At 39.0% G+C, this 13,797-nt stretch carries 11 protein-coding genes; 10 read left to right on the top strand and 1 reads right to left on the bottom strand.

The window, feature by feature from the left end; all coding sequences use genetic code 11:
• Positions 1-11 precede the first annotated feature (11 nt).
• The 7 genes from AAHI99_RS04645 to AAHI99_RS04615 all read left to right on the top strand — a co-directional run bounded on the left by AAHI99_RS04645 (position 12) and on the right by AAHI99_RS04615 (position 8,704).
• Complete coding sequence (locus AAHI99_RS04645) at positions 12-755, top strand: hypothetical protein (protein ID WP_342227135.1); 744 nt, start codon at positions 12-14, stop codon at positions 753-755.
• Positions 756-819: 64 nt separating this feature from the next.
• Entirely contained in the window at positions 820-3,486 is a 2,667-nt protein-coding gene (aceE, locus tag AAHI99_RS04640; RefSeq protein ID WP_342227134.1) for a pyruvate dehydrogenase (acetyl-transferring), homodimeric type, read from the top strand.
• A 170-nt stretch (positions 3,487-3,656) separates the two neighbouring features.
• Complete coding sequence (locus AAHI99_RS04635) at positions 3,657-4,961, top strand: 2-oxo acid dehydrogenase subunit E2 (protein WP_342227133.1); 1,305 nt, start codon at positions 3,657-3,659, stop codon at positions 4,959-4,961.
• Between the two features lie 219 nt (positions 4,962-5,180).
• Positions 5,181-6,602, top strand: a complete 1,422-nt coding sequence (lpdA, locus tag AAHI99_RS04630; RefSeq protein WP_342227132.1) for a dihydrolipoyl dehydrogenase — start codon at positions 5,181-5,183, stop codon at positions 6,600-6,602.
• 153 nt (positions 6,603-6,755) lie between these two features.
• Positions 6,756-6,998 (top strand): hypothetical protein, encoded by a 243-nt coding sequence (locus tag AAHI99_RS04625; RefSeq protein ID WP_342227131.1) that lies wholly within the window; start codon positions 6,756-6,758, stop codon positions 6,996-6,998.
• 54 nt (positions 6,999-7,052) lie between these two features.
• Positions 7,053-7,820 carry a hypothetical protein gene (locus AAHI99_RS04620; protein WP_342227130.1) on the top strand — a complete coding sequence of 256 codons (768 nt, stop codon included), beginning with the start codon at positions 7,053-7,055 and terminating at the stop codon, positions 7,818-7,820.
• A gap of 41 nt (positions 7,821-7,861) precedes the next feature.
• Positions 7,862-8,704 carry a phage holin family protein gene (locus AAHI99_RS04615; RefSeq protein ID WP_342227129.1) on the top strand — a complete coding sequence of 281 codons (843 nt, stop codon included), beginning with the start codon at positions 7,862-7,864 and terminating at the stop codon, positions 8,702-8,704.
• A 10-nt stretch (positions 8,705-8,714) separates the two neighbouring features.
• Here the strand turns inward: AAHI99_RS04615 and recG are convergent, their stop codons facing one another.
• A complete protein-coding gene (gene recG / locus AAHI99_RS04610; RefSeq protein ID WP_342227128.1) occupies positions 8,715-10,874 on the bottom strand; it encodes an ATP-dependent DNA helicase RecG in 2,160 nt (719 codons plus the stop codon).
• Positions 10,875-11,058: 184 nt separating this feature from the next.
• Between recG and accB the strand changes: the two genes are divergently transcribed.
• The 3 genes from accB (at position 11,059) to prmA (ending at position 13,793) form a co-directional block, all read left to right on the top strand.
• Positions 11,059-11,490, top strand: coding sequence for an acetyl-CoA carboxylase biotin carboxyl carrier protein (gene accB, locus AAHI99_RS04605; RefSeq protein WP_342227127.1), 432 nt, complete (start codon positions 11,059-11,061; stop codon positions 11,488-11,490).
• Between the two features lie 70 nt (positions 11,491-11,560).
• Complete coding sequence (accC, locus tag AAHI99_RS04600) at positions 11,561-12,901, top strand: acetyl-CoA carboxylase biotin carboxylase subunit (RefSeq protein WP_342227126.1); 1,341 nt, start codon at positions 11,561-11,563, stop codon at positions 12,899-12,901.
• 4 nt (positions 12,902-12,905) lie between these two features.
• Positions 12,906-13,793 (top strand): 50S ribosomal protein L11 methyltransferase, encoded by an 888-nt coding sequence (gene prmA, locus AAHI99_RS04595; RefSeq protein WP_342227125.1) that lies wholly within the window; start codon positions 12,906-12,908, stop codon positions 13,791-13,793.
• Positions 13,794-13,797: the final 4 nt, after the last annotated feature.

Genomic DNA, 13,797 nt, shown 5'->3' with positions numbered 1-13,797 from the left:
GGAGGAAGATTATGACATTTATTACATTGTTACTGTGCTTGGGATTGGAACGATGCCTACATAGAGGTAACTTTTTATCACGGTTTAATTGGTTTGAACAATATGTTAGTAAAATTAATGACCTTACTAAAAATAATAATTGGTCACAGCAATATTTTTTCCCTTTATTGTTCGTCGTCTTACCGATCGTTATACCGGTAGCGATTATTTATTTTTTAAGTGCTACTTTTGTCCAAGGTTTGTTAGCCTTTTTGATCGGCGCAGTGGTGCTTTTTTACTGCTTGGGTCCTATCAATATTTTTGATACCAAGCAAATACATCAACCGATATTTTGGCAGGCGAATGAATCCTTATTTGCAGTGATTTTTTGGATGGCATTATTAGGCCCAATTGCGGCATTAGTCTATCGTTTAGTTGAACGTTCTGCTCACATCCATCCTAGTTATCCTGCTTTAGGAAAGTCGGCTCAACAAGTTCGAGCGTTATTGGATTGGTTGCCGGTGCGTTTATTTTCAATATTGTTTGCTTTAGCGGGTAATTTTGTACAAACCAGTCATTTTTGTTTAGATTACTTGCTAAGAGACGTTTCATTGAATCGAGAGCTCATTGAAAAAAGTGGTCGTATTGCCTTAGGACTAGACGAATCGACTGAATTTACTAATGAAAACTATGATTCTGCTCTAAGACTCATAGACCGTGATTTAATCCTCTTTTTAATTATCGTATTCGCTGTTACGCTGGGTGTGCTGTTATAGTTAGGTCACTAAGCAGTTTGTAAAAAAAATAATCGAAGAATATTTTTCTAAAGGTAAGCCTGATATGACACAGCAAACTCCTTGCTTAGATAAGGATCCTCTTGAAACCAAAGAGTGGATAGATGCACTTTTATCTGTATTAAAGTTTGAAGGCGCAGATAGGGCACAATTTCTTATCCAACAGCTTATCAATAAGGCGCGTCAACGGGGTCTGGACCTAAGCGCTTGCTTACACACACCTTATGTGAATACGATTCCTGTCGAGTTGGAACCACCTTTTCCTGGCGATGAAAAATTAGAAAAACGTATTGCGGCATTAATTCGTTGGAATGCTGTGATGATGGTATTACAGGCGGGTAAGGTTTCTTCTGAACTAGGTGGTCATATAGCAACCTATGCCTCGGCGGCAACTTTGTATGAAGTGGGTTTCAATCATTTTTTTCATGCGGCCAATTCTGAACACGGCGGCGATTTATTATACATCCAAGGTCATTCCTCCCCAGGTATCTATGCACGCGCATTTTTAGAAGGACGCTTAACGAAAGAACAATTATCACATTTTCGTCAAGAAATCGGCGGAGAAGGTCTTTCTTCTTATCCCCACCCATGGCTGATGCCAGAATTTTGGCAATTTCCTACGGTTTCCATGGGTTTGGGGCCGATGCAGGCAATTTACCAAGCGCGTTTTTTAAAATATTTACAAAATCGTGGCTTATTGGATAACAAAGATAGAAAAGTCTGGATGTTTTGTGGTGATGGAGAAATGGATGAACCTGAATCGCTCGGTGCACTTTGTATTGCGGCGCGGGAAAAATTGGATAATCTCATTTTTGTTATTAATTGCAATTTACAACGACTGGATGGACCAGTACGTGGGAATGGCAAGATAATTCAAGAACTCGAAGGTGTATTTCGCGGCGCAGGCTGGAATGTTAACAAAGTTTTATGGGGTAGTGCTTGGGATCCTTTATTCAAAAAAGATAAACAAGGTTTGTTACCCCAGCTAATGATGGAAACCATTGATGGGGAATATCAAAATTTCCGTGCTAAAGATGGCGCTTACATACGTGAACATTTTTTTGCGAAATATCCAGAATTAAAAGCCATGGTTGCGGATATGAGCGATGAACAACTTTGGCTGCTAAAACGCGGTGGACATGATATTAAAAAAGTTTATGCGGCTTATAAAGCGGCAGTCGAACATCAAGGTCAACCTACGGTTATCTTAGCTAAAACCATCAAAGGTTATGGTATGGGCACCGCGGGTGAAGGTCAAAATATTACGCATCAACAGAAAAAGATGACACAAGAACAGCTACTTGCGTTTCGAGATCGTTTTAATCTCTCAATGAGTGATGCGGAGGTTGAAAATTTAAGTTTTTATCGTCCGAGTGAAAATAGTCCAGAAAATAAGTATTTAAAACAACAACGTAAAAAGTTGGGGGGGTATTTACCGGCGCGCCGTACGCATGCTGACGAAAGTTTAGCGGCACCCCCATTAAATAATTTTGAGAATATATTACTCGGTTCCAATGGACGAGAAATCTCTACGACGATGATATTTGTGGAAATTTTGCGTCATCTGTTAAAAGATAAAACCTTAGGTTCGCGTATCGTACCCATAGTACCTGATGAATCACGCACGTTTGGTATGGAAGGTTTATTTCGTCAGATTGGAATTTATTCTCCCGTAGGTCAACTTTATGATCCTGTCGACGCGGGTCAATTAATGTATTACCGTGAAGATAAAAAAGGCCAATTGTTAGAAGAAGGAATTAATGAAGGCGGCGCATTTTGTTCATGGATGGCAGCAGCCACTTCTTATAGTACGAATAATTTGAGCATGATTCCTTTTTATATTTATTATTCGATGTTTGGTTATCAACGAGTCGGTGATTTTGTTTGGGCTGCGGGTGATATGCAAGCACGTGGATTTATTTTAGGTGCAACAGCAGGCAGAACAACTTTAGCCGGCGAAGGTTTACAGCATCAAGATGGGCATAATCTGTTGTTTTTTTCAGTAGTACCTAACTGTGTTGCTTATGATCCGTGTTTTGGTTATGAACTTGCCGTCATTATTCAAGACGGTTTGCGCCGTATGATGCAAGATCAGGAAAATGTATTTTATTATCTGACTTTGATGAATGAAAACTATGCCCATCCCGCGTTAAGCGAAGCTAATAAGGAAGGCATCATTAAAGGAATGTATTTATTATCCGAAACTAAACCGAGTCAACGACATGTACAATTATTAGGTTCTGGTACGATATTAAATGAAGTGATTGCCGCTGCGGAGTTATTACAAACAGATTTTGGCGTGACCGCTGATATTTGGAGTGTAACGAGTTTTTCAGAATTACGTAAACAAGCGTTAAGTGTTGAGCGACATAATTTATTACATCCTAATGACCCCGAACAACAGAGCTATGTGACACAATGTTTAGAAAATCGATTAGGACCGGTGATTGCCGCAAGCGATTATATCCGCTTAAATGCCGATCAAATTCGTGGATTTATTAAAGCACCTTATAGGGTCTTAGGAACAGATGGTTATGGACGTAGTGATACGCGTGAGCAGTTACGACAATTTTTTGAAGTGAATCGTTATTATATTGTTCTAGCCAGCTTACATGCCTTGATGGCAGAAGGTTTAGTGAGTACGACCGAAATCGAACAGGCTTTTAAAAAGTATGCAATTGATCCTAAACAGCCAAATCCATTTACCATTTAATTGAGAAGCAGCATAGCCAAAAAATTCAAGTGCAAAAAATAGTGACTCGTAGCAATTGATTTTTTGTCAAGTGCCGTGTATTTAAAAATAGGGTTATGTTAACAACCCTAGCGAATTGAGCGGCAACACAGACAAAAATTCAAGTGCGAAGAGTATCGAGGAGAAAACGTTTGTCTAGTTTAAAAGAAATACATGTTCCAGATTTAGGTAATGTTGCTGCTGCGGCAATTATCGAAATACCCGTTAAAATAGGCCAAGATATTGCTGTCGAAGATGCATTAATTACGCTAGAAAGTGATAAAGCATCGATGGATATTCCATCACCTTTAGCCGGAAAGTTAAGAGAATTAAAAGTCAAGAAAGGGGATAAAGTTTCAAAAGGTGATTTGATTGCAATCATTGAAACAGAAGAATCAAATGCATCGACTGAAAAAGCGGTGAGGAAAAAACGATCAATTTCAGATACCGCTTCACCCGCGGTTGCGCCAGAAATAGACAGTAAAAATATAAAAAAAGAGGAAGAAGTTGTATCTGGATCCGCTGAACTTGAGCAAGAAATAGATACAGAAGAAGAGGACAAAGGTGATATCCATGCAGGTCCTGGTGTCCGACGTTTAGCGCGAGAGTTTGGTATCGATCTGAATAAAATTTCCGGTACCGGACAAAAAGGTCGTATCATCAAAGAAGACTTACAGAAATTTGTTAAAGCACATTTAAGTCAAGGTTCTAGTAGTCAGATGGGTTTACCTAGCGCGCCGGAAATTGATTTTAATCAATTCGGTAGAACAGAAAAGCTGGCTTTATCACGAATTAAAAAATTAACTGCACAATATTTGCATCGTAATTGGTTGTTAGTTCCGCATGTAACACAGTTTAATGAAGCAGATATCACTGAATTGGAAGTTTTTCGCAAAGCGCAAACAGGGTTTGCAGCCAAACAAAATATTAAATTAACGCCATTAGTTTTTATTATGAAAGCGGTAGTCACCAGTTTAAAAGCATTTCCCTCTTTTAATGCTTCTTTATCGGCTGATGGCGAAGAGTTAATCCTAAAAAAATATTATCATATTGGTATTGCTGTCGATACACCAGAAGGTTTAGTGGTACCGGTGATTAGGGATGTGGACAAAAAAAGTCTTTTAGAATTAGCCCAGGAATTAGGGAAGGTGAGTCTGAAAGCGCGCGAAAAACAATTGACGAATGTGGATTTGCAAGGCAGTTCATTTACTATTTCAAGTTTAGGTGGTATCGGTGGTACAGCATTTACACCCATAGTCAATGTACCGGATGTCGCTATTTTAGGTGTGTCTAAAGCACAGTTTAAACCGTTCTATCAGGATGGAGAGTTCGTGCCACGATTAATGTTACCTTTATCGCTATCGTATGATCATCGTGTCATCGATGGTGCGGAGGGAGCGCGTTTTATTATGCATTTAAGCGCATGTTTATCAGATATTCGTCGTTGGCTACTGTAGGTTGAGTCTCTAAAGTGTTCTTGATACCGTCAACTACGTTAAAAATAATTCGCAAATGCTCATTGACTCCGTGTCAACTCCGCTTTACTCATTATTTTTGCCTTGTTGACAGCATCAATCCCTGCTTTATAGACTCAACCTAGTAAAATAAAACCTAATTGCATTAAATATAGTATCAAATTTGGTTTATTCATGTATTAAATTATTTTAGAGGAAACTATGGCTGAGTTAGAAATTAAAAAAACCGAAGTACTCATATTGGGCAGTGGGCCAGGTGGTTATAGCGCTGCGTTTCGTGCAGCTGATTTAGGTAAAAAAGTTATATTAGTTGAACGAGAACCTACTTTAGGCGGTGTGTGTTTGAATGTTGGATGTATTCCCTCTAAAGCATTGTTACATGCTGCCAAAGTCATTGAAGATGCCAGTGCCATGGCAGAATATGGTGTGAGTTTTGGTAAGCCTAAAATTGATATTCAACAATTACGCACTTGGAAAGACAGCGTAGTAAAAAAATTAACCGGAGGTTTATCTCTATTAGCCAAGCAACGAAAAGTTGAATGTGTTTTTGGCGATGGAAAATTTACCGGAAAAAATGAACTAACGGTTGGAAAACAAAAAATTGTATTCGAGCAAGCCATCATTGCGGTGGGTTCGCAACCGATAAGCTTAGCTTTTTTACCCGAGGATCCGAGGATTATCGATTCTACCGGTGCACTCGAATTAAAAGAAGTTAAAGGTAATCTTTTAGTGTTAGGTGGCGGCATTATTGGCATGGAGATGGCTACGGTTTATCATGCATTGGGCAGTGATATTACGGTGGTAGAAGCAGGTGATATGATCATTAATGGCGCGGATAAAGATATCGTCATGCCTTTATATAAACGTCTACAAAACCATTATAAATTCTTATTAAAAACTAAAGTCACTAAAGTTGAAGCAAAAAAAGATGGATTATGGGTGACGTTTGCCGGAGCTGAAAGTTCTAAACCACAACGATTTGATCGAATTTTATCGGCTGTTGGTCGTAAACCGAATGGAAAACTCATTGGTGCTGAAGCCTTAGGTATCACCGTTACTGAACAAGGATTTATTCCAGTAGATAAACAATTGAGAACTAATATTCCACATATCTTTGCTATCGGTGATGTCGTTGGTAATCCTATGCTGGCGCATAAAGCAGCTGCTGAAGGGCGGGTTGCCGCTGAAGTAATAGCGGGTAAGAAACACTTTTTTGAACCACGTTGTATTCCTTCCGTAGCTTATACCGATCCGGAAATTGCCTGGGTTGGTTTAACGGAAACAGTTGCCAATGCCGATGAAAAAAACAAGATCCCTTATGAAAAAGCCGTTTTTCCTTGGCTTGCCAGTGGACGCTCTTTAGGACAAGGACGCGATGAAGGTCTGACTAAATTATTATTTGATCCGAAGACGCAGCGTATTTTGGGTGCGGGTATAGTGGGTCCCAATGCCGGTGAATTGATCGCTGAGATTGCACTCGCAATAGAAATGGGTTGCGAAGCTGAAGATATTGCTTTAACGATCCATCCACATCCAACGCTTTCTGAAACGGTGATGCTAGCCAGTGAAATCTTTGAAGGAACCATCACTGATTTGTATATGCCTAAGAAAAAAACCAGTTAATCTAAAACGGGCGGTGAGTAGTTAGGCTATTCGCCGTCGACTTAGCTTATTAACATTAAGTCAATAAATTTATAAATTTTTTAAATAAAAATAGTGTATTAGTTTTTTATTTAAGTATAAAATAAGAGGATGTAAAAATTTACAGGGACGAAAATGCTAAACAATAAAATCAATTTCTTAATATCTCACTTCAAAACTAAAGCGGCTACCTCACCAGATTTACACGTCAAATCCGAAACCTTCGCTTTAGGGCCACGCACACCTAATAATACACCTAATTCTTCTTATGAAAGGATTGGAAGTACTGTAAAATTTTATATTTCATCTTCTTCCTCATCCGAGAGTGATAGCTATGAAGCTACTTATAGTACAACGCAGCGACGATACACGTTCTAGTAGCAAGCAAATAATAAAATTATTTTTTCAGATAAACTCTAGTTAGGGAAAAAAATGCCAAACAATGGAAATAATTATCGGATTAAATTAGAATTTGCTTCTTTTCTAAGGGGTATACCCGAATTTATAATCGGTTCCACTGAGTTAGAAGCCTATGTTGAGGTGACTATTCAGCCACTTCATCCTTGTCACTTCTTGGCTTATTTTCGGCGATCACCCACTCCGCAACGGCTTATTGAGCAATTATTTCAAGAATTAGAAAAAGATTATATTGAACCAGCTGAATTGATTCAGTTAGGAAGAATGTTCAAAAAATATTGGTTTTTAATTAAACAAGTACAAAATGATCGAGCCTATTATGCGATAACACCCGGTATGATGACCGGTTTTTTTATAATTTTACATACGTGTTTATTAATTTTTCCGGCGAGTAAAACTTTAATTTATGGAAATTTAATTGCAGATTTTTACAGTTTAAGTTTTTGGCTGTTTTCAATATGGTCAATTAATAAAAATGAACGGGCTTTACATGAATTAGAAGGGAAACTCATGGAAAAAATAAATTTTCTTAAATTACTTTTTTCTTCTATGTCATCAACTGACGAGAATTATCCAGAATCTTTATCTTCGTTATCTCTACTTCCTACTTATGAGGATGTATTATTAGAAGATGCGATAAGAGACCATGGATCGACCATACCAATAGGTCGTGCAAATGGTCCCAGTTTGTTTTATGTTCCGGTGATTAACAACCCTTATGATAATGTTAATATTCATGGCGATCATTCTCAATTTAGATCGGAAAGATGCTATTCTATTTAAGGAGTTTGGCAAAAACAGTGACTTTTTTAAGGAGGAAAAACATGAAAAAATACCGGATAAAAAAAATCGATGCGTCGACTTTAAATGGTTTGCGTGGTTTGCATATTGCTCCTTTCTGTGAGCATTACTCGGAAGTTTTTGTGCTGGATGATAATGTCTTTAGCCATTTCAATGCATGTAGAGAAATATCTCTTTTACCTAAAAGTTCTGATACGGGATTAGTCTGTGCGATATTAAACGAGATGCAACGCGGTAATGCAACTTCTGAAACCGTCACAACACTGAAAAAATATCTGCAATATACTGAAAAAAAGGATAAAAATAGTGAAATAAAGTCTGGTTTAAAGCAAGCAATTAAACAAATCTTTTTCGGCTTAGCGCTTGTAGTGGCAGCTGTAGCTGGATGTGTGCTAATGCTATTGCTAATTGGCCTCTATCCCGTTAATACAAGCTGGATATCATTACTTATTATTCCGATTGTGGCTGTTGCAGCATATGGAATTATCAATTCGTTGGTAGGCGTTGTGCAGTTTGGCTTTGGAATCTTCTCATTTTGTTTTCGGCACAATAATAAAGGACAGTTGCTGGAGTTGGAAAATGCATTACATCGTTTTTGTTTATCACCGCCACCCTCTTATCGCGAGGTAATGGATAATATGCCACCTACAGCGCCTGTATGCTATTCGGAGCTGCCTACTTATCAACAAGCCATGAAGAATGGTGCAACTTTCTCGACGCCTGTCAACACATCTACGGTATATCCTTCTATCCGGACTTCTTTAGAGCATTCAGCACATTTTTTCCCACCACCTTCTTATACTGCAACTAATAACAGAGCGACTAATCTTGATAGCCGGGTTTTTTGTAATTTTATGAGAACATAAGGAAATCAGTCTAAACCTTGCTATAGCTGCCATCGTTGTTTTGTGCCCAACGTTGAATGATAGGCTCGATCAAAAAAGGATATTCGCTATGCAACGTGGTACTAAGATTAAGGACATGCGGAATTAAATGGTGATCGCGTTTAAGATCGGCGATGCGTAATTGTTGCCAGCCAGTTTGACGCAAGCCCCATATTTCACCTGGACCGCGTAATTCCAAGTCGCGTTGCGCAATCATAAAACCATCGTTGCTGTTGCGCATAATACTTAAGCGTTCTTTGGCTAAAGGCGATAAAGTTTGGTAGAGCAAAATACAAAAACCTTTGCTATCACTACGGCCTACACGGCCGCGTAATTGGTGAAGTTGTGCTAAACCTAAGCGTTCGGCATTCTCTATCACAATTAAATTAGCACTACTGACATCGACACCGACTTCGATAACCGAAGTGGCTACTAATAAATCAATTTCACCCTTTTTAAAGTCACGCATAATACGTTCTTTTTCAGCGCTAGGCAGTCTTCCGTGTATCAAGCCTAAGCGTAGACCTGTTAAATCGGCTTTTAAGATTTTAAAAGTTGTTTCAGCGGCTTGATAATGTTGTAAATCCGATTCTTCAATGAGCGGACATACCCAATAAACTTGTTTTTGTTGTGTACACGTGGCGCGTACCCTTTCTATTACGTCCGAACGGCGATGATCCGAAAGAACAATAGTTTGTACTGGTAGACGACCGGGTGGTAATTCATCCAGAAAAGAAATATCTAAGTCGGTAAAGCTTGTCATGGCCAAGGTTCGGGGAATCGGTGTGGCAGTCATGAAGAGTTGATGCGCTTGTAAATTTTCTTGTTGACCTTTTTTCCATAAGGCTAAGCGTTGTTGCACACCAAACCGATGTTGTTCATCAACAATGATGAAACCTAAGTTTGCAAAATGCACCCCATCTTGAAAAAGAGCGTGAGTGCCGATAGCAATATGGGCTTTACCGGTTTTTATATCAGCCAATGTTTGTTTTTTAACTTTTCCTTGTAAGCCTGCATTTAAACAAACAACATGAAAGCCTAAAGGGGTTAACCAGCGATAAAAATGTTGATAATGTTGTTCACTTAATAACTCAGTTGGAGCCATTAAGGCGACTTGGTAATGATTAGCAATGGCAAGTAATGCAGCAAAGGCGGCGACTACCGTTTTGCCTGAACCGACATCGCCTTGTAATAAGCGTTGCATAGGGATGGTTGCTTGCATATCTCGATTAATTTCTTTGATAACACGTTTTTGTGCCTGTGTTAATTGAAAGGGTAAGGCCGTCAAAAAACGTTTAATTAATGCAGCATCTATTTTTAAACGTGGTGCTGTTTCAGTAGCACGTTTTTTTTTCATTTGTTGCACGCTGAGCGAATGGGCAAGTAACTCCTCTAATGCTAAGCGTTGTTGTGTAATATGTTTTCCAGTGGCTAATTCCTCTAAGGGTGCGTCAGCCGGTGGGCGATGGATATAATATAGAGCTTCTAATAAAGAAGGGAATTTAATTCGTTTTAATAAATCTTCAGGTAAGTATTCAGGGAAATAATGTTGTTGCTTGTGAATTAACTTAGTTTTAAAATTTTTGAATAGTAAATGAAATACTTGAGCGATAAGTTTATGCCATAAGCGTTGAGACATACCGGGCGTGCTCGGATAAACACCCGTTAGATAAGTCGGTAATAGAAGCTGATTCTGATTACGTATAAATTCATAATCAGGATGTACCATTTCTAATTCAAAAAAGCTATTTTTTTTGGCATGTACTTCTCCAAAGCACAGTAAACGGAGTCCTTTTTTAAATTGTTGAAATTGTTTAAGCTTGAAATGAAAAAATCGTAGGTTGATACTGCCGGTTTCGTCGCTGAGTTTACAAGAATATCCCTTTCTACTCTTATTCGCGTGCGGATCAGGATGAATTACACCTGTAATCAGTACATTGCTATCGCAACGGACATCTTTGATGGGAGTGAGTTGTGTTCTGTTTTCATAACGCAAAGGAAAATGGAGTAGTAGATCTTGCAAGTTAAGTATGCCGCATTTGCTTAAATAGTTGCTGATTTTTGGACCCACACCCAGCAGTTGTGTGCAGCTAATTTCAGCTAAGCTCAACCGGTGAGCGTCATGCGGATTTTTTAAACCTAGATTTTGCATAATGCTATCTCTATGCTAGCGATTATTAAAAAGCCATAAAATTCAGAAGATTAAGCTTAACAAACTTGTGTGTATACTCACAGATAAAAAATTCAAGCGCAAAGAGTATAGAAAGACTAGCAAAGTCAGCTAGGATATGCTCCAATAAGCCGCATATTGTTGTTTGAAAAAGAGGCCGTTTTTTATGGATTCGGAAAAAATTAATCAGCTTATTAAACTCCTAAATGAGCATGGTTTGACTGAAATTGAATTTTCTGAAGGAGATCAATCGATACGCATAAAGCGACAATCATCTTCACCTGCTCGGACAACATTCTTACAGCCTAGTCCTTCGAGTGGGATTATGCCACCTGAATCAGTTTCTGCAGAAGCTGAAGTAAGCGGACATAGAGTGCGCTCACCAATGGTAGGTACCGTTTATTTGGCACCTAACCCCGATGCACCCCCTTATGTAAGTTTAGGTCAGAAGGTTAAAAAGGGCGAAATTTTGTGCATAATTGAAGCCATGAAAATGATGAACCACATCGAAGCAGACAGATCAGGCGTAATTAAAGCGAGATTGGTAGATAATGGTACGCCGGTTCAATTTAATGAGCCTTTATTTATCATTGAATAGAAACTTACTAATTTGCTTTAGTTCGTTGTTGAAACGGCTGGTATGCTAATAAACTGGGTAGGTAAAAATAATGCTAAATAAAGTCGTTATTGCAAATCGTGGCGAAATTGCTCTACGTATTTTACGTGCCTGTAAAGAATTAGGCATACAAACTGTCGCCCTACATTCAACGGCCGATGATAATTTAAAGCATGTGAAATTAGCCGATGAAACCGTTTGTATCGGTCCTCCGCCTGCTAGCGCCAGCTATTTAAATATTCCCGCTATTATTAGTGCAGCCGAAATTACTGATGCAGTGGGCATACATCCAGGTTATGGTTTTCTCTCTGAAAATGCAGATTTCGCTGAGCGCGTACAACAAAGTGGTTTTGTTTTTATTGGCCCTGAACCTGAAACAATACGCTTGATGGGCGATAAAGTTTCGGCAATCAATGCGATGCGTAAAGCTAAAATTCCTTGCGTGCCTGGTTCTGAAGGTGAATTAGATAATGATGACAAAAAAAATCTAAAAATTGCGCAAAAAATTGGTTATCCAGTTTTGATTAAAGCAGCGGGTGGTGGTGGTGGGCGAGGAATACGCGTGGTGCATAGTGAAGCAGCACTTTTAAATGCGATTGCAATAACGCGATCCGAAGCACAAGCTAATTTTAAAAACGCGAGTGTCTATCTAGAAAAATTTTTAACCAACCCTAGACATATCGAGATTCAGGTATTAGGCGATGGTCAAGGTCATGCTATTCATTTAGGTGAACGTGACTGTTCTATGCAGCGCCGTCATCAAAAGGTTATTGAAGAAGCCCCTGCCGTTGGGATTACCGAAAAACAACGCCAACATATGGGCGAACTCTGCGTAAAAGCTTGTCGCGATATGAAGTATCGTGGGGCAGGAACGTTTGAATTTCTGTATGAAAATGGTAACTTCTATTTTATCGAAATGAATACACGTATCCAAGTCGAACATCCAATTACTGAAATGGTTACCGGTGTTGATTTAGTCGTCGAACAATTGCATATCGCTTCGGGCGAAAAATTAAATTATAAACAGAAACAAATAGCAATCCGTGGTCATGCGATCGAATGTCGTATCAACGCCGAAGATCCAAAAACATTTATGCCATCCCCTGGAACGATTAGCTTATACCATGCTCCAGGCGGTCCAGGAATCCGGATGGATACACCTATTTATACTGGATATTGTGTCCCGCCTTATTATGATTCATTGATAGGTAAATTAATTGCTTATGGCGAAACGCGTGAAATTGCATTAGCACGATTACGCAATGCCTTAGATGAAATTGTTATTGAAGGTATACAGACAAATATTGCTATGCATCAAGCCTTAGTACGTGATGCCAATTTTATTAAAGGTGGAACCAATATCCATTATCTTGAACAACGTTTAGCGTTGTAATTCTATGCGTTACCTGCAATTGCACTTAAATACACTGCGTGAGCATACAGAGGTGCTGAGTAATTTTTTAGAAGACGCTGAAGCTTTATCAGTGACTTGGCAGGCATTGGATGAACAAAATCTCTATGAGCCTTTGCTGGATAGTACACCTCTCTGGGAACAGGTTAAAATAAGCGCGATATTTGCAGAGCATACTGTACTGTCAACATTGATGGATGCTTTAACCCGAACATTTGATGAAAAAATTATTTTTGGGAATCAAAGCGAAATAGTCGAAGACCAAGCTTGGGAACGCGTGTGGTTGCAAGATTTTAAACCGATGTGTTTTGGGAAAAAATTGTGGATTTGTCCTAGTGTTTATGAACCGCCAGTAAAAACTGCCGTGAATATCCGTTTAGATCCGGGTTTAGCGTTCGGTACTGGTACACATCCCAGCACTGCTTTATGTTTAGAATGGTTAGATGCCCAGCTCCTGCAAGAAAAAACCGTGATTGATTATGGTTGTGGTTCGGGTATTTTGGGTATAGCAGCGCAGAAATGTGGTGCAAAACACGTGATTGCCATCGATCATGATCCGCAAGCACTAGCCGCAACCAGAATAAATGCCGAACAAAATGATATACCCACAGAAAAATTAACGATTGTTTTGCCAAGGGACTTTCAGTTGCAAGAACCAGTTGATATTTTATTGGCTAATATCCTGGCTCAGCCATTAATTGATTTAGCGACTTATTTTAGGTCCTTAATTAAAACCGATGGCTATTGTGTATTAGCCGGGATTTTAAATGAGCAAATCGATGCTGTGCGACAAACTTATAGCGCAGCAGGATTTAAAATAATCGATATTCGTTATCAACAAGAATGGGCGAGTTTGGTGGGGAGTGCAATGTAAATTT

It is taken from the genome of Rickettsiella endosymbiont of Rhagonycha lignosa (assembly GCF_964031165.1).
Lineage (GTDB): Bacteria > Pseudomonadota > Gammaproteobacteria > Diplorickettsiales > Diplorickettsiaceae > Aquirickettsiella.
Note: the sequence above shows the minus strand (reverse complement) of the source record. Positions and strands in the feature narration are given on the sequence as shown.